Here is a 21,915-nt window from a genome sequence, read left to right as displayed (position 1 = left end):
GCTCCGTGCAGCTCAGGGGCAGGAAGCGGAGCACCGCCGCGGCGGTGGCCGTCATAGGCTCGCTGCTGGGCGGGGCGGCGGCCTCGGTCCCCGAGGGCATGTTGGCCGCCACGCCCAAGTCCCCCTCGGTGCCGCGCCCCGACGGCGGCGCCGCCGCCGTGGCCTCCGGCGGCCCGGGACCGCTCCTCGACCCGGCCTACGACGTTCCCCGAGCCCCCGCCGAGGGTCCGGCGGTGTGGCCGCGGCCGCAGTCGGCGCACGCCGACCCCGCCCGGGAGGTGCCGGTGGCGGCGGAGGCCGTGCTGGTGGCGCCGCAGGGGGTGGACCCGTACGCCGTGGACCTGGTGCGCACCGCCCTGCGCGCCGCCGGGGTGCGGACCCTGCACGACCGGCCGCCGGGGGCGGTGCTGCCCGAAGGGGCCCTCGTCGTACGGCTCCAGGGGGCGGACGCGGAGGCGGCGCTGCTGGCGCTGGGCGCGGCCCCGGCCGGGGACCTGCCCGAGGGCGGCTACCGCCTGGCGGTGGGCAAGACCGGCGGCCGGGACACGGTGGCGCTGGCCGGGGTGGGCGGGGACGGGCTGTTCCACGCCGCGCAGACGCTGCGTCAGCTGCTGGCGGCCGGGGGCGGGAAGGTCCCCGGGATGCTGGTGCGGGACTGGCCCACCGCGCCGGTGCGCGGGGTCACCGAGGGGTTCTACGGGCAGCCGTGGACCCGGGAGCAGCGGCTCGCGCAGCTGGACTTCCTGGCCCGCACCAAGCAGAACCGGCTGCTGCTGGCGCCCGGTGACGACCCGTACCGCACGACGGCCTGGCGTGAGGAGTACCCGGCGGCGGCCCGCGAGGACTTCCGGGCACTGGCCGACCGGGCCCGCGCCGACCACGTGGTGCTGGGCTGGGCGGTCTCCCCCGGGCAGTCCATGTGCCTGGCCTCGGCGGACGACCGGGCGGCGCTGCTGCGCAAGGTGGACGCCATGTGGGACCTGGGGTTCCGGGCCTTCCAGCTGCAGTTCCAGGACGTCAGCTACGCCGAATGGGGCTGCCGGGCCGACCGGGTGCGGTACGGGACGGGTCCGGTGGCGGCGGCGAAGGCGCACGCGGAGGTCGCGGGGGAGCTCGCGGCGCACCTGGCCGAGCGGCATCCGGGTGCGGTTCCGCTGTCCGTGCTGCCGACGGAGTACTTCCAGGACGGTGCCACCGCCTACCGGACGGCCCTGGCCCAGGCCCTGGACCCGCGGGTGGAGGTGGCCTGGACGGGCGTGGGCGTGGTGCCGCGCACCATCACCGGCAAGGAGCTGGCCGGGGCGCGGTCCGCGCTGGGGCACCCGCTGGTGACGATGGACAACTACCCGGTCAACGACTGGGACCCGGACCGCATCTTCCTCGGCCCGTACGCCGGGCGCGATCCGGCGGTGGCGGGCGGTTCGGCGGCGGTGCTGGCCAACGCGATGCCGCAGGGCACCCTGTCGCGGATCCCGCTGTTCACGGCCGCCGACTACGCCTGGAACGCGACCGGGTACCGGCCCGGGGAGTCCTGGGCGGCGGCGGTGCGCGACCTGTCGGGCCCCGACCAGCGGACCCGGGCGGCGCTGGCCGCGCTGGCGGGGAACACGGCCTCCTCGGGGCTGAAGCTGGAGGAGTCGGCCTATCTGAAGCCCCTGGTGGAGGAGTTCTGGCGGGCCCGCGCGGCCGGGGACAAGGCCGCGGGCGACCGGCTCCGGGCGGCGTTCACGGTGCTGCGGGAGGCCCCGGCGCGGCTGCCGGGCCTCTCCGCGGAGGCGGGGCCCTGGCTGGAGCGGCTCTCGCGGTACGGGGCGGCGGGCGAGCTGGCGGTGGACCTGCTGCGCGCGGAGGCCCGCGGTGACGGGGCGGCGGCCTGGCAGGCCTCGCGGGACCTGGCGGCGGCGCGGGAGGCGCTGGCGGAGCAGAGCGGGGTGCGGGTGGACGCCTCGGTGCTCGACCCGTTCCTGGCGAAGGCCGCGGCGGAGTCGGACGCCTGGACCGGCGCGTCCCGGCCCGCCGGTGCGGTGCGGCGCGAGGCCGGCTCGTGGACCGTGACGCTGGAGGAGCCGCGGCCGCTGGCGGCCGTCACGGTGATGACGGACCCGCTGGCGCCGGGGTCGCGGGGCGCGGCGGTCGAGGTGCGGGTTCCGGGCGAGGGCTGGCGGCGGATCGGTGAGGCCTCGGGGTCCGGGTGGACCCAGGCGGACGCGGGCGGCGTACGGGCGGACGCGGTGCGGCTGTCGTGGCCCGGTGAGGCCCCGGTGGTCCACCAGGTGGTGCCGTGGTTCGCGGACGACCCGCAGGCGGGCTTCGAACTGGCTGGTGGGGGCCGGGTGGACGTGGAGGCCGGCGGGGCCGCGCGGACGGTGACGGCCGAGCTGTCGGCGGTGCGGCCGGGGGAGGTCAAGGGCGCCCTGTCGCTTTCGGGGCCGGCGCCCGCGGGCATCGAGGTCCGCCTCCCGGGCGAGGTGACGCTCCCGCGCGGGGGCCGGCTCTCGCTGCCGGTGGAGGTCCGCCTCCCGGCGTCCACCCCGGTGGGCACGTACGCGATCCCCCTCGCCTTCGACGGCCAGGTGCGCACGCTGACGGTCCGGGCGGTGCCGCGCACCGGCGGCCCGGACCTGCTGCGGACGGCGAAGGTCACCTCCTCGGGCGACGAGTCGACGCGGTTCCCGGCGTCGGCGGCGGTGGACGGCTCGGAGGCGACGCGGTGGTCCTCGAAGCCGGTGGACGGGGCGTGGTGGCAGGCGGAGCTGGCCGCTCCGGCGCGGGTGGGGGTGCTGAGCCTGCACTGGCAGGAGGCGTACCCGTCGGCGTACCGGGTGGAGACCTCGGCGGACGGGGTCACCTGGCGGCCCGCCGCCTCCGTTTCCTCCCGGGGCGGGACCGACACCCTCCGGCTGGACCCGGCCGCGGACACCCGGTTCCTGCGCGTCACGTGCGACCGGCGCGCGACGCGCTACGGGTGCAGCCTGTGGTCTGCGACGGCGTTCGCGGTGGTGCCGTAGCCGTCCGGCGCGCTCCTGGGGGCGGAGCCCCCAGGAGCGCCCCGTGCAGCGGTCCCTCAGGACGCGGCGGCTCCCACCCCCACCCCGATGCGCTCCAGCGCGTCGTCCGCCCCGTACGGCTGGAGGTACGGCATCCACCGCGGATCCCGGTGCCCCGTCCCGATGATCCGCCAGGCCAGCCCCGACGGCGGAGCCGGCTGGTGCCTCAGCCTCCACCCCAGTTCCAGCAGGTGGCGGTCCGCCTTGACGTGGTTGCAGCGCCGGCACGCGGCGACCACGTTGTCCCAGACGTGCTGGCCCCCCCGGCTGCGCGGGATCACGTGGTCCACGCTCGTCGCGACGGCCCCGCAGTACATGCAGCGGCCGCCGTCGCGGGCGAACAGCGCGCGGCGGGTGAGTGGAACGGGCCCCCGGTAGGGGACCCGCACGAAGCGCTTGAGCCGGACCACGCTGGGAGCGGGGACGGCCTGTGTCGCGCTGTGCAGGAAGGCGCCGGATTCCTCGAGGGAGATGGCCTTGTTCTCCAGGACGAGGACGAGCGCGCGGCGGAGCGGTACGACGCCGAGGGGCTCGTACGACGCGTTGAGGACCAGGACGTGCGGCACGGACTGCCTCCTTGTACGCCGGCGGCGCGTGGCTCGCGCCGGGACGATCTGTTTTCCAGTCTCCCCTTACGGCTGGTCGAAACGCCACCACGCGCCGGTAACGGGCCCGAGGTGTTTTCAACCACACTTCCTTCATCCCCAGGTGAGGGCGGTCTCTCCCTCGAACACGGCAACGAGGTCGGGCCCGAGCCCCGTTAGTGTGGAAGACCTGCCCGTACACCAGGTTCCGTTTCCACGGGCAGGCCGCTATGCCTGGAGGTTCCCCCGTGCCCTCGCCCGCCACCCTGCTCCCGTTGGCAGCGACCGCCACCGACGACGCGACCGAGAGCGTGACCAACGCCGCGAGCTTCATCGAGGAGAACTGGGCCACCTGGCTGAGCATCGGCCTGCGGATCCTGCTGATCATCGTGATCGCGGCCGCGCTCCGCTCGGTCGTGCGCAAGGCGCTGACCAAGCTGATAAGCCGGATGAACACCAGCGCCGAGGCCGTCGAGGGCACCGCGCTCGGCGGGCTGCTGGTCAATGCGGAGCGGCGGCGCCAGCGTTCCGAGGCGATCGGTTCGGTGCTGCGCTCGGTGGCCTCGTTCCTGATCCTCGGGACGGCGGCGCTGATGGTGCTGGCCGCGCTGAAGATCGATCTGGCCCCGCTGCTGGCGAGTGCCGGTGTGGCCGGTGTGGCGATCGGTTTCGGTGCCCGCAACCTGGTGACGGACTTCCTCTCCGGCGTGTTCATGATCATGGAGGACCAGTACGGCGTCGGCGACAAGATCGACGCGGGCGTGGCCTCCGGCGAGGTGATCGAGGTCGGTCTGCGCGTGACGAAGCTGCGCGGCGACAACGGTGAGATCTGGTACGTCCGCAACGGCGAGATCAAGCGGATCGGCAACCTCAGCCAGGGCTGGGCGACCGCGGGCGTGGCCGTGCAGGTCAAGCCGACCGAGAACCTCCCGCGGCTGCGCGAGACCCTCCAGGAGGTGGCCGACACCTTCGCCAAGGAGTCCCCGTGGGACGAGCGCCTGTGGGGCCCGGTGGAGGTGCTGGGCCTGGACGAGGTGCTGCTGGCCTCGATGACCGTGAAGGTGTCCGCGAAGACGATGCCGGGGCAGCAGTTCGCGGTGGAGCGCGAGCTGCGCTGGCGGATCAAGGAGGCCTTCGACGCCGCCGGGATCCCGATCATCGGCGGCCTCCAGGCGGCCGGTGAGGAGGAGGCTCCGGCCGACCCGTCGGCCTCGGTCGCCGCCCCGTCGGTACTGGCCAACCCCGCCTCGCCGCAGTCCCTGGCCACGACCCCGATCCCGCCGCCGGCCGCGCCCCCGGTCACCAAGTGACCCCGCGGCCCCAGAGCCACCGCCCCGCCGGTCTTCCGGCGGGGCGGTTTCATTGACAGGGCTCAGCGAGCGATAGGAAACTTACCTAACAGTTCGCTTCGGTGAGGGAGAGCCTCGTCATGCCCGCCGCCACGCCCGGAACGCCCAGCCTGCTGCGCGCCATGAACGACCGCGCCGCCCTGGAGCTGCTGCTGACGCACGGCCCCCTGTCCCGCACCCGCATCGGGCAGCTCACGGGCCTCTCCAAGCCCACCGCCTCCCAGCTGCTGGCCCGCCTGGAGGCCGCCGGACTGGTGGTGGCCACCGGGACGGACGGCGGCCGGCCCGGCCCGAACGCCCAGCTCTACGCGGTCAACGCCCGCGCCGCGCACGTCGGCGGCCTCGACGTCACCCCCGACCGGGTGCTCGCCGCCGTCGCCGACCTCACCGGCACCGTCGCCGGCCGCTTCGAGCTCCCCTACACCGAGGGCTCCGACGCCGTCGGCCAGGTCACCGGCGCCCTGGCCGGAGCCCTCGCGGACGCCGGCCTCGCCCTGACGGACCTGCACCGCGTGGTCATCGCCACCCCCGGCGCCTTCGACCCCCGCTCGGGCCGGCTGCGCTACGCCAGCCACCTCCCCGGCTGGCACTCCCCCACCCTCCTCGACGAGCTGGCCGCCGCCCTGCCGGTCCCGGTCGAGTACGAGAACGACGTCAACCTCGCCGCCGTCGCCGAGCAGCGCCTCGGCGCGGCCCGCGGGCACGAGGACTTCGTCCTGCTGTGGAACGAGGAGGGCCTCGGCGCCGCCCTGGTGCTCGGCGGCCGGCTGCACCGCGGCTGGACCGGCGGCGCCGGCGAGGTCGGCTTCCTGCCCGTCCCCGGAACCCCCCTGGTCCGGCAGGTCGCACGCGCCAACACCGGCGGCTACCAGGAGCTGGCCGGCGTGCAGGTGCTGCCCGCGCTCGCTGCCGAGGCCGGGATCGACACCGCCGGGCTCCCCCGCGACGCCCAGGTGGCCGCCGCCGTCGCCCTGCTGCGGCGGGCCGCCGCCGATCCCGAGGGGGCGCGGCTGGACTTCCTCCGCTCGTACGCCACCGCCCTCGCGACCGGTCTGGCCTCGCTGGTCTCCGTACTCGACCCGGAGATCGTGGTCCTCGCCGGGGAGGCGATCGCCGCGGGCGGCGACCCGCTGCGCGCCCTGCTGGAAGCCGAGCTCGCCGAGCTGGCCCCCTCCCGGCCCCGGCTGGTCCCCGGCGAGGTCCGCGAACGGCCCGTCCTGCGCGGCGCCCTGGAGAGCGCCCTGGCCACCACCCGCGAGGAAGTCTTCGACACCTCCCGCTGAACGCCCCCCACCCCCGCCCCCACCCCCGACTGGCATCCCCTCACCGGAAGTTCCTCCCCCAGAGAGCGAGCCCCGCCATGCCCGAAGCCGGACGCCCCCGCACCACGGCCACCGCCCTGGCCGCCCTATCCGCCCTGGCCCTGCTCGCCACCGCCTGCACCGGCCAGGGCGCCGCCACCGCCTCCGACGACCCGAAGGCGGACACCACCCTCACCTTCTGGCACGGCTGGTCCGCGCCCGGCGAGGTCAAGGCCATCGAGGAGAACATCGCCCGCTTCGAGAAGGCGCACCCCAACATCAAGGTCAAGGTCACCGGCAACATGACCGACGACAAGATCAACCAGGCGCTGCGCGCGGGCGGCGACAAGGCCCCCGACGTGGTCTCCTCCTTCACCACCGACAGCGTCGGGAAATTCTGCAACTCCGGCGCCTTCGCCGACCTGAACCCCTTCCTGAAGAAGTCCGGGCTGGACAAGGCGAAGGTCTTCCCCGCGACCCTGCTGGAGTACACGCAGTACAAGGGCGACCAGTGCACGCTGCCGCTGCTCGCCGACGCGTACGGGCTCGTCTACAACAAGACCGCCTTCGCCGCCGCCGGCATCACCGAACCGCCCCGCACCTGGAGCCGGTTCGCCGAGGACGCCCAGAAGCTCACCAAGCCGCGCGGGGACTCGTACGAACAGCTCGGCGTGATGCCCACCTTCCACGGCTACGAGACCACCCCCATGCGCCTGGCCGCCCAGTGGAGCCCCACCTGGTTCGCCGCCGACGGCAGCTCCGCCGTGGGAGAGGACCCGGCCTTCGCGAAGATGCTGACCGCCCAGAAGGACCTGGTGGACAAGCTGGGCGGCTACGAGAAGCTGGAACGCTTCCGGGCCGGGTTCGGCGACGAGTGGAGCTCCGAACACCCCTTCCACAAGGGGCTGGTCGCGATGCAGATCGACGGCGAGTGGCGGCCGGAGATGGCCAAGGAGGCCGGGGCCGCCTTCGAGATCGGCACCGCTCCGCTGCCCGTACCGGACGACCAGGCCGCCGACTACGGCAAGGGCTACCTCTCCGGCACCGTCATGGGCATATCGGCGGCGAGCCGCAAGCAGAACGCCGCCTGGGAACTCGTGCGGTACATGACCACCGACACCGAGGCGGTGGTCTCCTTCGCCAACGCCATCCACAACGTGCCCTCGACGCTGGCGGCCCTCGAATCCCCGCAGCTGAAGGTGGACCCGCAGTTCAAGACCTTCCTCGACATCGCCCGGCACCCCAAGTCCGGTACGACCCCGGCCCGCGCGGACGGCGGCACCTATCAGCTGACCTTCCAGAACTTCGCGTACCGCACCGAGAAGGGCGAGGTCCCCGACCTCCGGGCCGGCCTCGCCGCCACCGCCCGGCAGATCGACACCGACATCGCCAAGGCCGAGTAGTCCGATGGCCCCGCCCGCCCTCCTGGCCAAGCGCCGCCGGGCCGCCCTGCGGACCGCCGCGTTCCTGTCGCCCTGGCTGATCGGCTCCGCCGTCTTCTTCGCCTACCCGCTGCTGTCCACCGTCTACTTCTCCTTCACCCACTACGACGGCTTCCGGCCGCCCGCCTTCAACGGCACGGCCAACTGGAGCTACGTCTTCACCGACTACCCCCTCTTCTGGCCCGCCCTGCGCAACACCCTGTGGCTGGTCGTGGTCATGGTGTCCTGCCGGGTCGTCTTCGGCCTGGGCGTCGGCCTGCTCGTCACGAAGGTCAAGACCGGCGCCGGGATCTTCCGCACCCTGTTCTACCTGCCCTATCTGGCCCCGCCGGTGGCGGCGACCCTCGCCTTCGTCTTCCTCCTCAACCCCGGCACCGGCCCCGTCGACACCCTCCTCGACGGCGCGGGACTGCCGGCGCCCGGCTGGTTCACCGACCCCGGCTGGTCCAAGCCGGCGCTGACCGCACTCGCCGTGTGGGGGGTCGGCGACCTGATGGTGATCTTCATGGCGGCCCTGCTCGACGTCCCGAAGGAGCAGTACGAGGCCGCCGAACTCGACGGGGCCGGCGCCTGGGCCCGGTTCCGGCACATCACCCTGCCGAACATCTCCCCGATCGTCCTGTTCGCCGTGGTCACCGGCGTCATCCAGGCCATGCAGTACTACACCCAGCCGCTCGTCGCCGGGAAGGCGGCCGCCGGGGTCATCGGCGGCTCCGGGCAGCAGTTCGAGCCCGGCTACCCCGACAAGTCCACGCTGACCCTGCCCCAGCTCGTCTACAACCTCGGCTTCCAGCGCTTCGACTACGGCGCCGCCTGCGTGCTCGCGCTCGTCCTGTTCGCCCTCTCCATGGCCTTCACCGCCCTGCTGATGCGCCGCCGCGGCGGACTGACGGGAGCGGACGCATGACCGTACGGACCGCGCAGGCCGGCCGGCGGGCCGTCCTGCACTGGATCGGCGTGCACGCCCTGGCCGTGGCCGCCGCCCTCTTCTTCCTCCTCCCCTTCGTCTTCCTCCTGCTCACCTCCCTGATGGCCGACCAGCAGGCCCTCACCCGCGACCTGTGGCCCCGCACCTGGGAGTGGGGCAACTACGCGAAGGTCTGGCACACCCCCGGGTTCCTCACCTGGTGGCGCAACACCCTCCTCTACGCGGGCCTCGGCACCCTCCTCACCGTGGTGTCCTCGGTACCCGTCGCCTACGCCCTCGCCAAGTTCCGCTTCCGCGGCCGGCGGCTCGCCCTGCTGCTCGTGATCGCCGTGATGATGCTGCCGCCCCAGGTGGTGGTCATCCCCATGTACCTCTTCTGGGCGAGGGAGCTCGACCTGTCGGGCACCCTGTGGCCGCTGATCGTCCCGATGGCCTTCGGCGACGCCTTCTCCGTCTTCCTGCTGCGCCAGTTCCTGCTGACCATCCCCGACGAGTACCTGGACGCGGCCCGCGTCGACGGCTGCGGCGAGCTGCGCACCCTGCTGCGGGTGGTCCTGCCGATGGCGAAGCCCGGCATCGCGGCCGTCGCCCTCTTCCAGTTCTTCTCCGCGTGGAACGACTACTTCGGCCCGCAGATCTACGCCTCCGACAACCCCGCCGCCTGGACCCTCAGCTACGGGCTGGAGTCCTTCAAGGGCGCGCACCACACCAACTGGAACCTCACCATGGCGGCGACCGTGCTCGTCATGGCCCCCGTGATCCTCCTCTTCTTCTTCGCCCAGAAGGCGTTCGTCGAGGGCGTCACCCTGACCGGCGTGAAAGGCTGAAAGCGATGAAACTCGCAGTGGTGGGCGGCGGTTCCACCTACACCCCCGAACTGGTCGACGGGTTCGCGCGGCTGCGCGACACCCTGCCGGTCACCGAACTCGTCCTGATCGACCCCGCCGCCGAACGGCTGGAGCTGGTCGGCGGCCTGGCCCGGCGGATCTTCGCCCGCCAGGGGCACCCCGGCCGGATCACCACCACCGCCGACCTGGACGCGGGCGTCGCCGGCGCCGACGCCGTCCTGCTCCAGCTGCGGGTCGGCGGGCAGGCGGCCCGGCTGCAGGACGAGACCTGGCCGCTGGAGTGCGGCTGCGTCGGCCAGGAGACCACCGGCGCGGGCGGGCTGGCGAAGGCCCTGCGCACCGTCCCGGTGGTGCTGGACATCGCCGAACGGGTGCGGCGGGCCGCCCCCGGCGCCTGGATCGTCGACTTCACCAACCCCGTCGGGATCGTCACCCGGGCCCTGCTCCAGGCCGGGCACAAGGCGGTCGGGCTGTGCAACGTGGCCATCGGCCTCCAGCGGAAGTTCGCAGCGCTGCTGGGCGCGGCCCCTGCGGACGTGCACCTCGACCACGTCGGCCTCAACCACCTGACCTGGGAGTTCGGCGTACGCCTCGGCGGTCCCGGGGGCGCGGACGTGCTGCCCCGGCTGCTGGCGGAGCACGGGGAGGCCATCGCCGCCGACCTGCGGCTGCCGCGCGCGGTACTGGACCGGCTCGGCGTGGTGCCCTCCTACTACCTGCGCTACTTCTACTCCCACGACGAGGTGGTCCGGGAGCTCGGCGAGAAGCCCTCCCGGGCCGCCGAGGTCGCGGCGATGGAGCGGGAACTCCTCGCCCTGTACGCGGACCCCGCGCTCGACGAGAAGCCCGCGCTGCTGGCCAAGCGGGGCGGGGCCTTCTACTCGGAGGCGGCCGTGGACCTCGCGGCGGCCCTGCTGGGCGGCGGCGGCCCGGCCGTCCAGGTGGTCAACACCCGCAACGACGGCACCCTGCCCTTCCTCCCGGACGACGCGGTGATCGAGGTCCAGGCCGCCGTCGACGGCTCCGGGCCCGTACCCCTGGCCGTGCCCCGCCCGGACCCGCTGTACACGGGGCTCCTCGCGCACGTGACGGCGTACGAGGACCTGGCGCTGGACGCCGCGCTGCGCGGCGGGCGCGACCGGGTCGCCCGGGCCCTCCTCGCGCACCCGCTGGTCGGGCAGTTCGACCTGGCCGAGGCGCTGACGGACCGGCTGCTCGCGCACAACAAGGAGCACCTGCCATGGGCGTGAACCGCCCCTCCCCCGTCGCGGTGCTCGCGCTGGACGCGGGGAACAGCAAGACGGACGCGGCCCTGGTCGGCACCGACGGCACGGTCCTGGGCACCGGCCGCTCCGGGGGCTTCCAGCCGCCCCGGACGGGGATCGGGCCCGCCGTGGACGTGCTCGGGGAGGCCGTCGCCCAGGCCGCCTCCGCCGCCGGGCTGGCCGGACCCCCGTACGCCGTCCGGGTCTCCGCCTGCCTGGCCAACGCCGACCTGCCGGTGGAGGAGCGGCAGCTGGCGGACGCGATCGCCGCGCGCGGCTGGGCGCGGTCCGTCGAGGTCCGCAACGACACCTTCGCGATCCTGCGGGCCGGGGTGGACCGGCCGCGCGGGGTCGCCGTGGTGTGCGGGGCGGGCATCAACTGCGTGGGCATGCTGCCCGACGGGCGCACCGCCCGCTTCGCGGCGCTGGGGCGGATCTCCGGGGACTGGGGCGGCGGGGGCGGCCTGGCGGAGGAGGCCGTGTGGTGGGCGGCGCGGGCCGAGGACGGGCGCGGCGGGCCCACCGCGCTGGCGAAGGCCCTGCCCGGGCACTTCGGGCTGACGGCGATGGCCCCCCTGATCGAGGCCCTGCACCTGGGCGGGATCCCGCGGGAGCGGCTGCACGAGCTGGTGCCGGTGCTGTTCGCGGTGGCCGCGGAGGGCGATCCGGTGGCCTCGGCGATCGTGGAGCGGCAGGCGGAGGAGGTGGTGGCGCTGGCGTCGGTGGCGCTGGAGCGGCTCGGGCTGCTGGCGGAGGAGGTGCCGGTGCTGCTGGGCGGCGGCATCCTCGCGGCCCGCCATCCGCAGCTCGACGCCCGTGTCACCCGGCTCCTGTCCGCCCGCGCCCCGCACGCCCGCCCCTCGGTGGTCACGGCCCCGCCGGTCCTGGGCGCGGCCCTCCTGGGCCTGGACGCGGCCGCGGCGCCACCGGAGGCGCACGAGAGGCTCCGTGCCCATTTCGGTTGAATGCTCCCCTGGGTGAAGAAAGGAGGGGATTCCTGGCTCACGCAGCCTGGCCAGGCTGCGCCTGGTCAGGTCTTCCGCGATCGGCACCAGCCGGGGCCAAACCAGCCCGGACGAGCATCACGCGTGCGGAGTTCTTGTCCCTGGGGGACACGGCTCCGCAGGCGGTGCAGGTGTACGTGCGCAGACCCAGCGGCAGTGCGTGCTTGGCTCTCGCTCCGCACCGTCCGCAGTCCATCGTGGTATGCGCCGGATGTACCAGCAGCACGGTGCGCCCGTGCTTGCGTCCCATCTCGACCAGGGCACGCTTGGTCGCGCCGATGGCTGCGTCAGCGGCCTTCCCGGCCATGGTCGACTTCGCCAGGAACTTCGGCCGGAAGTCCTCCACCGCGATCACGTCATGATCCCGGACCACGGACTTCGCCCATTTCCGAGCTGTGTCCTGACGCTGACGGGCCACCTTCTTGTGCAGCTTCGCCGCTTGCCTCTTCGCCCTGAGGTAGCCCTTCGAGGCCGCCTTTCCCCTGACCGGCTTCCTCCTGGCTGTCATTCGCTGATAGCGAGCCAGGTTCTTGGCGGCTTTCCTGCCGTAGCAGTGATGCGGTAGGTCGTGGTCATCGCTGGTGGTGGTCGCGGTCTCGCGAACACCCCAGTCGACACCGATCACCCGCCCGGACAACGGAAATGGCTCCGTTTGCATCGGAAGCACGAAGCTGGCGTACCAGTGCCCAAGGCTGTCGTGGTACACCCGCACACTGGACGGGTCGGCCGGCAGCGCCCGAGACCACACCACCCGCAGGACGATCCCCCCTGCAAGGTGCAGCTGTCCGTCCTTCAACCGGAAGCCACGCCGGGTGTAGTTCAGCGTGGCCGGCGCCTCGCGCTTCTTCTTCCACTTCGGCATGCCCGCCCTGCGTGCCATGGGAACGCCGTCGCGGATGTCCTTCTGCGCTTTGGCCCTGGACCTGCCGAAATCCCGGACCACCTGCTGTTGCGCGACCGAGCTGCCTTCTCGGAGCCATGCGGTCGCCCTGCGGGCTTCAGTCAGCATCTTGTCGAGCTGAGCTGGACCACACGTGCGTGTGCCGACGCCTTCGGGGCGATTGCGGTTCCAGGTCTGGACCTGCTTGGACTTGGCCACGCATTCGTTCCAGATCCAGCGGCAACGGTCCCACTCTTCCAGCAGCGCGGCGGACGCGGTGAACGACACGCGAAGCCGGTACGTCCACCTGGTATGCCGGGCGTCCTCCGCCTCCTCCGCCGTCACGGCACCAAGCTATGCGGAGATGGCCGCCCTACGGCATGAACGCCTGCTACCCATCCCATCGGGTGAACCGGCGCCGGGGGCGGACGCGGGGAACCGTGGGGGCGGGTCCGGCGTATTCACGGTGAAGGGGTGGCGGGGGAGGTCGGGGGGAGGCGGTCGGGGCGGTCCGGGGAGGGGATCGTCCAAGATCGAGCACCGGGTGCTGTGGTCCGGCGCCACTACGGCCATACTGCTGCGGAGCAGAGGGACCGAGGGGGAGGTCAGGGTGGCCATCACGACACGCCCGTCCGCGCCCGGGGGCGGCGGCGCCGGGGTGCCCGCAGGGCCGGCCGGGCGGGGTACGGCCTGGGCCGAGGGTGTGGAGCGGCTGCGCGCGGCGGCGACGACCGAGCCGGGCCGGCTGCGGATCATCGGCGCGGCCTTGGCCGCGCTGGTGCTGCTGTTCGGCGCGGTGGCGGTCTGGGAGATCTCGGGCCGGGTGACGGCCGCGCAGGACGTGGTGGGCCGCAGCCAGCCGCTGAGCGCGGACGCGGCGAGCATCTACCGTTCCCTGGCGGACGCCGACACGGCCTCCTCCAGCGGCTTCCTCGCGGGCGCCCAGGAGCCGCGCGAGGTCCGCCAGCGCTACGAGAAGGACATGGCGAACGCCTCCCGGCTGCTGGTGAGCGCCGCGGCGAACACCGGGGCGGGCGGGGAGTCCCGCAAGGAGATCGCGCTGCTCGGCGAGCAGTTGCCGCGCTACACCGGTCTGATCGAGCAGGCGCGCGCGAACAACCGGCAGGGCCTGCCGCTGGGCGGCGCGTACCTGCGCTACGCCAACGAGCAGATGAGCACGGTGCTGTTGCCGGCCGCCCAGCGGCTGTACGAGGCGGAGACCGGGCGGCTGTACACGGACTACGACGAGGCCCGGGGCTGGCCGCTGGCGGCGACGGGCGCGGGGCTGCTGGCGCTCGCGGCCCTGGTGTGGGCGCAGCGGCGCAACTACCTGCTCACGCACCGGGTCTTCAATCACGGTCTGCTGGCGGCGACGGCGGCGACGGCGGTGGTGCTGCTGTGGCTGACGGTGGGGCAGACGGTGGCCCGGTCCGGGCTGGGCGAGGCGCGGGCGGACGGCCAGGAGTCGCTGAAGGTGCTCAACGACGCCCGGATCGCCTCCCTGCAGGCGCGGGCGAACGAGAACCTGACGCTGATCGCGCGGGGCGCCGTGCTGGCCGAGGACAAGAAGTCCGACAAGTACGACGTGGACTACGCGAAGAACATGAAGCAGCTCGACGCGGGGCTGGCGCGGGCGCTGGAGCTGGCCGACGACGCGAGCGGCCGGGATCCGGTGGCGAAGGCGGCCGCGGGCGTGGCGCAGTGGAAGCAGCGGCACGCGGCGGCGCGGGACTCGGACATGAGGGGCGACTACGAGCTCGCCCTGCCCCAGGTGATCGGGGGCAAGGGGCACGAGGACAGCAGCGGGGCCTCGTTCGACACGGTGGACGCCTCGTTGGAGCAGGCCGTGGCGCATGAGCAGAAGCAGTTCACCCTGGCCGCGCGGGGCGGGCTCGGCGCGCTGGGCGGGCTGACGACGGGTGCGGCGGCGCTGGCGGCCGTCGGCGCGGGCGCGGCCCTCCTCGGTATCGGTCGCAGGCTTTCGGAGTACAGGTGAGTGCGATGCGGATACGGCGGACACCGGCGGAGCGGCCCGGCCGGCTGCGGCGTGCGGCGGGGCGGCTGCGCGGCTGGGGCGGGGTCAGTGCGATGGCCGCCGCCTGCGCGATGACGGCCGCCTCGGTGCTGCTGCCGCTGGCGCACTCCTCGCCGGCCGGCGGCCACCACCCCGGGGTGGTGCGGGAGCCCGCGTCGGTGGCGGCGGCCCCGTTCACCCTCACCGACACCTGCCAGGACCCGGAGGCCAGCCTGCGGCCGTCCGCGCTGGACGGGCCGGCGATCGAGCGGATCCGCAAGGCGGGCAAGCTGGTCGCGGGCGTGGACCAGAACAGCTTCAAGTGGGGCTACCGCAATCCCGACGGGCACCTCGACGGCTTCGACATAGACCTGGTCAAGGCCATAGCGAAGGACATCCTGGGCAACGAGGAGGCGGTCATCTACCGGGCCATCCCCACGAGCCAGCGCATCCCGGCGCTCCAGGAGGGCCGGGTGGACATCGTCGTGCGGACCATGACGATCAACTGCAAGCGGCTGGAGGACGTGGCGTTCTCCACCGCCTACTTCGAGGCGGGCCAGCAGGTCCTGGCGCCCAAGGGCTCCCCGATCACCGGGTACGACGCCTCGCTGAAGGGCCGGCGGGTCTGCACGGCCGCCGGGTCCACCGCGGAGGCGGCCCTGAAGTCGCAGGGCTACGGCTCGGTGCCGGTGTCGGTGCCGAACCAGCTGGACTGCCTGGTGCGGCTCCAGCTCGGCGAGGTCGACGGGATCATCACGGACAACGCGCTGGCCGCCGGGCAGGCGGCGCAGGACCCGTCGGTGCAGCTGGTCGGCGCGCCGTTCACCCGCGAGTTCTACGGTGTGGCGATGAACAAGGACGCCCCGGACCTGGTGCGCCGGGTCAACAAGGTGCTGGAGGACTACCGCGCGGGCGGTGACCAGAGCCGGTGGGCGACGTCCTACCGCAAGCACTTCGAGGACGTGCTGCCGAAGGCGGCGGTGCCGCCCGCGCCCAAGTACCGGGAGGGCTGAGGCCGGTGGTCGGGGTACCGCATGTCCACGGGGCGGGATCGGAGCCGTACGTGAGCCGGACGGGGCTGATGGACCGGGACGACGTCGACCGGGCGCTGACGCGCCTGGGCGCCGAGCACGAGGCCGTGGAGACCTCGCTGCTGGCGCTGCAGGACCACGCGGGGCGCCGGCTGCTGGAGGGCGCGGCGCTGAGCGGGGTCACCAAGGAGCGCTGGGCCGCCGCGGACGCGGCCGTGACCCGGCTGTGGACGTACTTCGACGCCTACAGCGGGGCGCTGGCCGCCGCGCGGGAGATCCGCGAGCGGCGCCGCTGGCCGAGCCGTGAGGACCTGGCGGAGCTGACGGAGCGGCTGCGCGGGCCGGGCGTGACGATCGCGGGGGCCGGGGCGGAGGGTGCCGCGCTGGCGGAGCGGTTCTCGCTGGCCGAGCTGGTGGCCCGGATGAACGAGTTGTACGCCGCCTCGCTGGACGTGGTGGTCGCCGCCGACGCCGTGTGGTCGGCGCTGCCGGCGCGCATCGACCTGCTCGCCGCCGAGCTGCACCGGACGCGTGCGCTGGCGCGTTCGGTGGGGGTCCGGCCGGGCGAGCACCCGTCGGGGGACGACCTGGAGGAGATCACGGCCGAGCTGGCGCAGCTGCGGGAGGCGGTGATCGCGGACCCGCTGGCGTTCTGGGTGCCCGCCTCGGGGAGTTCCGCCCCGGGCGGCGGCCGGCCCGACACCGGCCGCTACGACCGGGCGGCCCGCGCGCTGGACGACGTACGCCGGGAGGTGGAGGCGGTGCTGACGGTGCGGCAGGACGCGGAGGCCCGGCTGATCGCCCTGCGGGACGTGCTCTCGCGGGCCGACCGGACGCTGTCCGAGGCGCGGACGGCGCGCGGCGAGGTGCTGGCGAAGATCGCGGCGTCGGAGGTGCCGGCCGTCAGCGGCCCGCCGACGGCCCTGCAGGAGCAGCTGGCGGCGGCCGCCGAGTACCGCAGGCGGTCGCAGTGGCACCGGCTGTCCCCGCTGCTGGACGCGCTGGAGGACCGGGCCGAGGAGGAACTCCGGCGGGCCCGCGAATCGTTGACCGCGGTGACGGCACCCCTGGCGGTACGGGCCGAGCTGCGCGGGCGGCTGGACGCGTACCGGGCGAAGGTGGCCCGGCTCGGCCTGGCGGAGGATCCGCTGCTGGTCGAGCGGTACGACGCGGCCCGGCGGATGCTGTGGAGCGCGCCGTGCGACCTGCGTGTGGCGGAGGGGGCGGTGCTGCGCTACCAGCGGGCGGCGGCGGAGGCGCTGGCCCCGCCGGAGGACCGACGGCCCGGCGGGCCCGGGGAGGAGGAGACGTGAGCTTGATCGGATCTGCGTGCCTGCGCTCCGGCTGCCCGGGCGCGTACGAGGACATGGGCGGCGGCGAGGTGTACTGCGACACCTGCGGGCTGGCCCCGGTGGGCGCGGTCGCGGCGGGTGCGGAGGAGCTGGTGTCCCCGCCGACGGGGATGACGAGCGCCGCCCGGCACGGGGACTCCCGGGGGTCGGCGGGCTCGCGCGGCTCCGGGCGTTCCTCGGCTTCGGCGCGTTCGGCCTCCTCCCGGTCCTCGTCCTCGCGGCGTTCGGTGTCCGGGCGGCTGTCGCGTTCCCTGCCGGGTTCGGGGTCCAGCCGGTCGGTTTCGGTGCGCAGTTCGGGTTCGGCGCCCGGCGGGTCTGGGCGCAGCCGGCTGGGGGCGGGGCTGGTCAGCGTCCCGGAGGTGCCGCGTCCGGATCCTTCGGCGGCGGTGCTGGCGAACCCCGAGGTGCCGGAGCGCAAGCGGTTCTGCTCGCGTGCGGACTGCGGGGCTCCGGTGGGCCGGGCGCGGGGGGAGCGGCCGGGGCGGACGGAGGGGTTCTGCACCAAGTGCGGGCACCCCTACTCCTTCGTGCCGAAGCTGCGCGCCGGGGACGTGGTGCACGGCCAGTACGAGGTGGCGGGCTGCCTGGCGCACGGCGGGCTGGGCTGGGTCTACCTGGCGGTGGACCGGGCGGTGTCGGACCGGTGGGTGGTGCTCAAGGGCCTGCTGGACACCGGCGACCAGGACGCGATGGAGGCGGCGATCTCCGAGCGGCGGTTCCTGGCGGAGATCGAGCACTCCAACATCGTGCGCATCTACAACTTCGTGGAGCACCTGGACCAGCGGACGGGTTCGCTGGACGGGTACATCGTCATGGAGTACGTGGGCGGCAAGTCGCTGAAGGAGATCGCGAACGAGCGGCGCCGGCCGGACGGGCGGCGCGATCCGCTGCCGGTGGAGCAGGCGTGCGCGTACGGCATCGAGGCGCTGGAGGCCCTGGGGCACCTGCACAGCCGCAACCTGCTGTACTGCGACTTCAAGGTGGACAACGCGATCCAGCAGCAGGACCAGCTGAAGCTGATCGACATGGGCGCGGTGCGGCGGATGGACGACGAGGAGTCGGCCATCTACGGCACGGTGGGCTACCAGGCGCCGGAGGTGGCGGAGCTGGGGCCGTCGGTGGCCTCCGACCTGTACACGGTGGCGCGGACGCTGGCGGTGCTGACGTTCGACTTCCAGGGCTACACGAACGTGTTCGTGGACTCGCTGCCGGACCCGGAGCACATCGAGGTGTTCCAGCGGTACGAGTCCTTCTACCGGCTGCTGGTGCGGGCCACCGATCCGGATCCGGGCCGGCGGTTCGCGTCCGCGCAGGAGATGGCGGACCAGCTGACGGGCGTGCTGCGGGAGGTGGTCGCGCTCCAGACGGGCCGGCCGCGGCCGCAGCTGTCGACGCTGTTCGGCCCCGAGCTGCGGGTCCCGGACACCGCGCTGTACGAGGACACCCCGGACGCGGAGGTCTCCCGCCTGGGCGCCCGCCCCCTGCCCCGCCGCGGCTTCGCCCTCGGACGCCGCCGTGCGGCGGCCGCCGGGGCGGGCGCGGGGGCGCTCGCGGGGGCGCCGGGCCCGGATACCGGCTCCCTTGCGCGGGGACCCTGGGCGGCGGGGGCCCCAGGGGCGGGCGTGGCGGGGGCGAGCTTCGCGCCCGCCGCTGCGGTACCCGAGGTGCCGGGGGCCGGGATGCCGGAGCCGCAGCCGTCCGGGGCCGGGGCCGGGGCGGCGGCGTACCTGCCGTCCGGGCTCGCGGCGCCGGGATCCGGCGCGGGGAACTCCGTGCCGGGGAAGGCCGTTTCCGGATACGGCGGGCCGGGTCCCGGCGGGGCCGTCCGCGGTGGCACCGCGGGCGCGGCCGGGGTTTCCGTGCTCGGGACCAGCGCCACGCACGTGGGGCGCGCCGGGCTGCCCGGGCCCCGTCCCGCCCCGGTGGTCCCGGCGGCTCCGGCGACCGCCGCCCCCCTCCCCCTCCCGGCCGCGACGGCGGGACTGGCTCCGCTCGACGTCCGTGACACCGCGCTGGCCCTGCCCGTGCCGCTGGTGGACCCGGCCGACCCGAACGCCGGGTTCCTGGCGGGCCTGCTCGCCTCCGCGCCCGCCGACCTGCTCGGCGCCCTGGGCTCGGCCGCCTCCGACTCCGCCGAGCTGCGGCTGCGGGAGCTGCGCGCCCGGCTGGAGCTGGGCGAACTGGCCGTGGCCGCCCGGGCCCTGGCCGAGCTGGAGGCCGCGTACCCGGACGACTGGCGGGTGGTGTGGGCGCGTGGGATCGCCTCGCTGGCCACCGGGGACGACGAGATAGCGGCCCTGTCCTTCGACGCCGTCTACGACGCCTTCCCGGGCGAGCCCGCGCCGAAGCTGGCGCTCGCCCTGTGCGCGGAGATCCTGGGCCAGTTGGACAACGCCGCCGAGTACTACCGGCTCGTCTGGATCACCGACCCGGGCTTCGTGAGCGCGGCCTTCGGGCTGGCCCGGGTCCAACTGGCGTCCGGGGACCGGGCCGCGGCCGTCCGCACACTGGAGTCCGTACCGGAATCCTCGATCCACTACACGGCCGCACGGGTGGCGGCCGTACGGGCACGCCTGCGCGACCGGTCGCCGCAGGAGGAGTTGCTGGCGGACCTCGGGGCGGCGTCGGACCAGGTCGAGGCGTTGCGGCGGTTCGGGCTGGACCCGGAACGCCAGGAGCGGCTGGCTACGGAGGTTCTGGGCTCGGCCCTGGACTGGGTACTGTCGGGTAGCCGGGGTGCCGACCCCGGCCGGAGCTCGTTGCTCGGCAGTCAACTGGACGAGCGGGGGCTGCGCTTCGGCCTGGAGCGCTCCTACCGCGTCCTCGCCCGGCTGGCACAGCGGGGCGAGGAGAGGATCGAACTGGTGGAGCGGGCCAACCGTTTCCGTCCCCGGACGTGGGTGTGAGTGATGTCGATGCATCGGCTGTCTGGCTGCCCCAGCTGCGCGGAGCCCCTGGAGGAGGGTGACCGTTTCTGCGGGGTGTGCGGATACTCCCTCTCCTCCCCGACCCCTCCGCCGGACCGCACGCCGACCCTGCCCGACCCGGGCCCGGCCGGCGGGTCCGCGGACGGGGTTACCGGTCCCGCGCACGCGGCCCGGGTCCCGGCTCCGGCGGGCCGGGGCTTCGGCTCCCCCGCGGGCGGGGCCGACCCGGGCTACGGCGTTCCGGCGGGCGGCTACGCCGGTGCGCCCGCACGGCAGGAGGACCGGGGCTTCGGCTCGGCCGCCGGGGTGCCCGCGCCGGGCTGGGAGGGCACTCCCGCGACCCCGGGCTCCGTCCCGGCCGCCCCCGCGTCCCCCGGCGACGCCCCCTGGGGCGCCGCCCCGTACGGCGGCACGGACGACGCCCACCACGGCCGCCCCGGAGCCGCCGTGCCCGAGGGCCCGTACGGCGCCGCCGCACGACCGGAACCGCAAGCGGACCCCTACCCGGCCGCCCGCACGGACGACTACGGCGCCCCCGCACAGACCGCCCCGCACGAGGGCCCGTACGGGGCTCCGTACGGGAGCCCGCACGAGGCCCCGTCCGACCCCCCGTCGGGATTCCCGCACGAAGTCCCGCCTGCCGCAGCCCAGCAGGGGGACCCCCACCAGGGCCCTTACGGGGCCGGGGACGTGAGCCAGAGCGCGTACGGCGCCACCCCGCACGAGGGCCTGGACCGGGGCCCGGCAGCCGGCGCCCCGCAGGGGGACCCGGGCCAGGGCCCGTACGGCGCCGCCCGGCAGGGGGACGTGGACCAGGGCGCGTACGACGCCACCCCGCACGCAAGCCTGGGCCAGGGAACGGCCGCCGGCGCCCCGCAGGGGAACCCGCACGAGGACCCGTCCGCCTCCGGCCCGCAGGGGGAACCGGGCCAGGACCCCCACGCCGCCGCCCCGCAGGGCAGCGGTGGCGGGCGGACCTGTGTCGCCTGCCGGGCCGGGGCCGTGGACACCGACGGCTACTGCGAGCACTGCGGCCACGCCCAGCCGCGGGAGCGGGACCACCTGGAGGAGGAGCTGTGCAGCGTCGCCGCCGTCAGTGACCGGGGGCTGCGCCACCACCGCAACGAGGACTCCTTCGCGGTGGCGGCCACGGCCCTGCCCGACGGCTCCGCCGCGACCGTCGCCATCGTCTGCGACGGCGTCTCCTCCGCCAGCCGCCCCGACGACGCGTCGGCCGCCGCCGCCGGCGCCGCCAGCGAGGCACTGCTCGACGCGCTGCCCCGGGGCGCGCACCCGGCGGAGGCCATGCACGAGGCGATCCTCGCGGCCGGCGCCGCGGTGAGCGCCCTCGCCCCGCAGCCCCCCGGCGCGCAGAACGCCCCCGCCTGCACCCTGGTCGGGGCCGTCGTCAGCAGCGGTGTGCTGACCGTCGGCTGGGTCGGCGACAGCCGGGCCTACTGGGTGCCCGACGACCGCGCGGCCGTGCCCCGCCGGCTCACCGAGGACGACTCCTGGGCCGCCCAGATGGTCGCGGCGGGCCTGATGGGAGAGGCCGAGGCCTACGCCGACGTCCGGGCGCACGCCATCACCGGCTGGCTCGGGGCCGACGCGTACGACCTGGACCCGCACACCGCGAGCTTCAGACCCGACCACCCCGGCGTGGTCGTCGTCTGCACCGACGGCCTGTGGAACTACGCCGAGTCCGCGGTCGACATGGCCCGGATCCTGCCGCCCGACGCGGCCGAACGGCCCCTGCACTGCGCCCAGGTGCTGGTCGGTCACGCCCTCGACGGGGGCGGGCACGACAACATCACCGTCGCCGTGGTGCCGTTCGCGGCCGCGCCGCCGGAACCCGAAGCGGAACCCGAAGCGGAAGCGGAAGCGGAAGCGGAAGCGGCGGAGGCGTCCCGCGCCGAGCCGCCGCACCCCCTGGGCTGAGCCCC

The 21,915-nt window shown here is 74.8% G+C and carries 15 protein-coding genes; 13 read left to right on the top strand and 2 right to left on the bottom strand.

The genetic code is table 11. The features are described 5' to 3' along the window. Positions 1–5 precede the first annotated feature (5 nt). Positions 6–3,008 (top strand): beta-N-acetylglucosaminidase domain-containing protein, encoded by a 3,003-nt coding sequence (locus ACFVXK_RS04795; protein ID WP_389610086.1) that lies wholly within the window; start codon positions 6–8, stop codon positions 3,006–3,008. Positions 3,009–3,064: 56 nt separating this feature from the next. On the opposite strand, the gene ACFVXK_RS04790 is transcribed toward ACFVXK_RS04795, so the two are convergent. Next, on the bottom strand, positions 3,065–3,613 hold the full coding sequence (locus ACFVXK_RS04790) for an HNH endonuclease (protein WP_389610085.1): 549 nt from the start codon (positions 3,611–3,613) through the stop codon (positions 3,065–3,067). 248 nt (positions 3,614–3,861) lie between these two features. On the opposite strand from ACFVXK_RS04790, the gene ACFVXK_RS04785 reads away from it, so the two are divergent. The 7 genes from ACFVXK_RS04785 to ACFVXK_RS04755 all read left to right on the top strand — a co-directional run bounded on the left by ACFVXK_RS04785 (position 3,862) and on the right by ACFVXK_RS04755 (position 11,729). Then, entirely contained in the window at positions 3,862–4,941 is a 1,080-nt protein-coding gene (locus ACFVXK_RS04785; protein ID WP_389610084.1) for a mechanosensitive ion channel family protein, read from the top strand. Between the two features lie 119 nt (positions 4,942–5,060). Continuing rightward, positions 5,061–6,263: an ROK family protein gene (locus ACFVXK_RS04780; protein ID WP_389610083.1), complete on the top strand. Its 1,203-nt coding sequence runs from the start codon at positions 5,061–5,063 to the stop codon at positions 6,261–6,263. 77 nt (positions 6,264–6,340) lie between these two features. Continuing rightward, positions 6,341–7,684: an ABC transporter substrate-binding protein gene (locus ACFVXK_RS04775; protein WP_389610082.1), complete on the top strand. Its 1,344-nt coding sequence runs from the start codon at positions 6,341–6,343 to the stop codon at positions 7,682–7,684. Between the two features lie 4 nt (positions 7,685–7,688). Continuing rightward, complete coding sequence (locus ACFVXK_RS04770; protein WP_389610081.1) at positions 7,689–8,630, top strand: carbohydrate ABC transporter permease; 942 nt, start codon at positions 7,689–7,691, stop codon at positions 8,628–8,630. After that, complete coding sequence (locus ACFVXK_RS04765; protein WP_389610080.1) at positions 8,627–9,478, top strand: carbohydrate ABC transporter permease; 852 nt, start codon at positions 8,627–8,629, stop codon at positions 9,476–9,478. The genes ACFVXK_RS04770 and ACFVXK_RS04765 overlap by 4 nt, the downstream gene beginning before the upstream one ends. Before the next feature lie 5 nt (positions 9,479–9,483). Continuing rightward, positions 9,484–10,749 carry a 6-phospho-beta-glucosidase gene (locus ACFVXK_RS04760; RefSeq protein ID WP_389610079.1) on the top strand — a complete coding sequence of 422 codons (1,266 nt, stop codon included), beginning with the start codon at positions 9,484–9,486 and terminating at the stop codon, positions 10,747–10,749. Continuing rightward, positions 10,740–11,729 carry an N-acetylglucosamine kinase gene (locus ACFVXK_RS04755; protein WP_389610078.1) on the top strand — a complete coding sequence of 330 codons (990 nt, stop codon included), beginning with the start codon at positions 10,740–10,742 and terminating at the stop codon, positions 11,727–11,729. The genes ACFVXK_RS04760 and ACFVXK_RS04755 overlap by 10 nt, the downstream gene beginning before the upstream one ends. Before the next feature lie 37 nt (positions 11,730–11,766). On the opposite strand, the gene ACFVXK_RS04750 is transcribed toward ACFVXK_RS04755, so the two are convergent. After that, entirely contained in the window at positions 11,767–12,993 is a 1,227-nt protein-coding gene (locus ACFVXK_RS04750; RefSeq protein WP_389610077.1) for an RNA-guided endonuclease InsQ/TnpB family protein, read from the bottom strand. Between the two features lie 265 nt (positions 12,994–13,258). Here ACFVXK_RS04750 and ACFVXK_RS04745 point away from each other — a divergent pair, with 265 nt between their 5' ends. From ACFVXK_RS04745 to ACFVXK_RS04725, 5 genes are all read left to right on the top strand, one after another. Then, positions 13,259–14,644 carry a hypothetical protein gene (locus ACFVXK_RS04745; protein ID WP_389610076.1) on the top strand — a complete coding sequence of 462 codons (1,386 nt, stop codon included), beginning with the start codon at positions 13,259–13,261 and terminating at the stop codon, positions 14,642–14,644. Between the two features lie 5 nt (positions 14,645–14,649). Next, positions 14,650–15,675, top strand: coding sequence for a glutamate ABC transporter substrate-binding protein (locus ACFVXK_RS04740; protein ID WP_389610075.1), 1,026 nt, complete (start codon positions 14,650–14,652; stop codon positions 15,673–15,675). Between the two features lie 68 nt (positions 15,676–15,743). Next, the gene (locus ACFVXK_RS04735) at positions 15,744–17,006 is read left to right on the top strand and encodes a hypothetical protein (protein ID WP_389610098.1); all 1,263 of its coding nucleotides are present in this window, start codon (positions 15,744–15,746) and stop codon (positions 17,004–17,006) included. A 5-nt stretch (positions 17,007–17,011) separates the two neighbouring features. Then, positions 17,012–19,951, top strand: a complete 2,940-nt coding sequence (locus tag ACFVXK_RS04730; RefSeq protein WP_389610097.1) for a tetratricopeptide repeat protein — start codon at positions 17,012–17,014, stop codon at positions 19,949–19,951. Between the two features lie 9 nt (positions 19,952–19,960). Further along, the gene (locus ACFVXK_RS04725; protein WP_389610074.1) at positions 19,961–21,910 is read left to right on the top strand and encodes a protein phosphatase 2C domain-containing protein; all 1,950 of its coding nucleotides are present in this window, start codon (positions 19,961–19,963) and stop codon (positions 21,908–21,910) included. Positions 21,911–21,915 lie beyond the last annotated feature (5 nt).

It is taken from the genome of Streptomyces sp. NPDC058157 (assembly GCF_042884105.1).
Taxonomy (GTDB): domain Bacteria; phylum Actinomycetota; class Actinomycetes; order Streptomycetales; family Streptomycetaceae; genus Streptomyces.
Note: the sequence above shows the minus strand (reverse complement) of the source record. Positions and strands in the feature narration are given on the sequence as shown.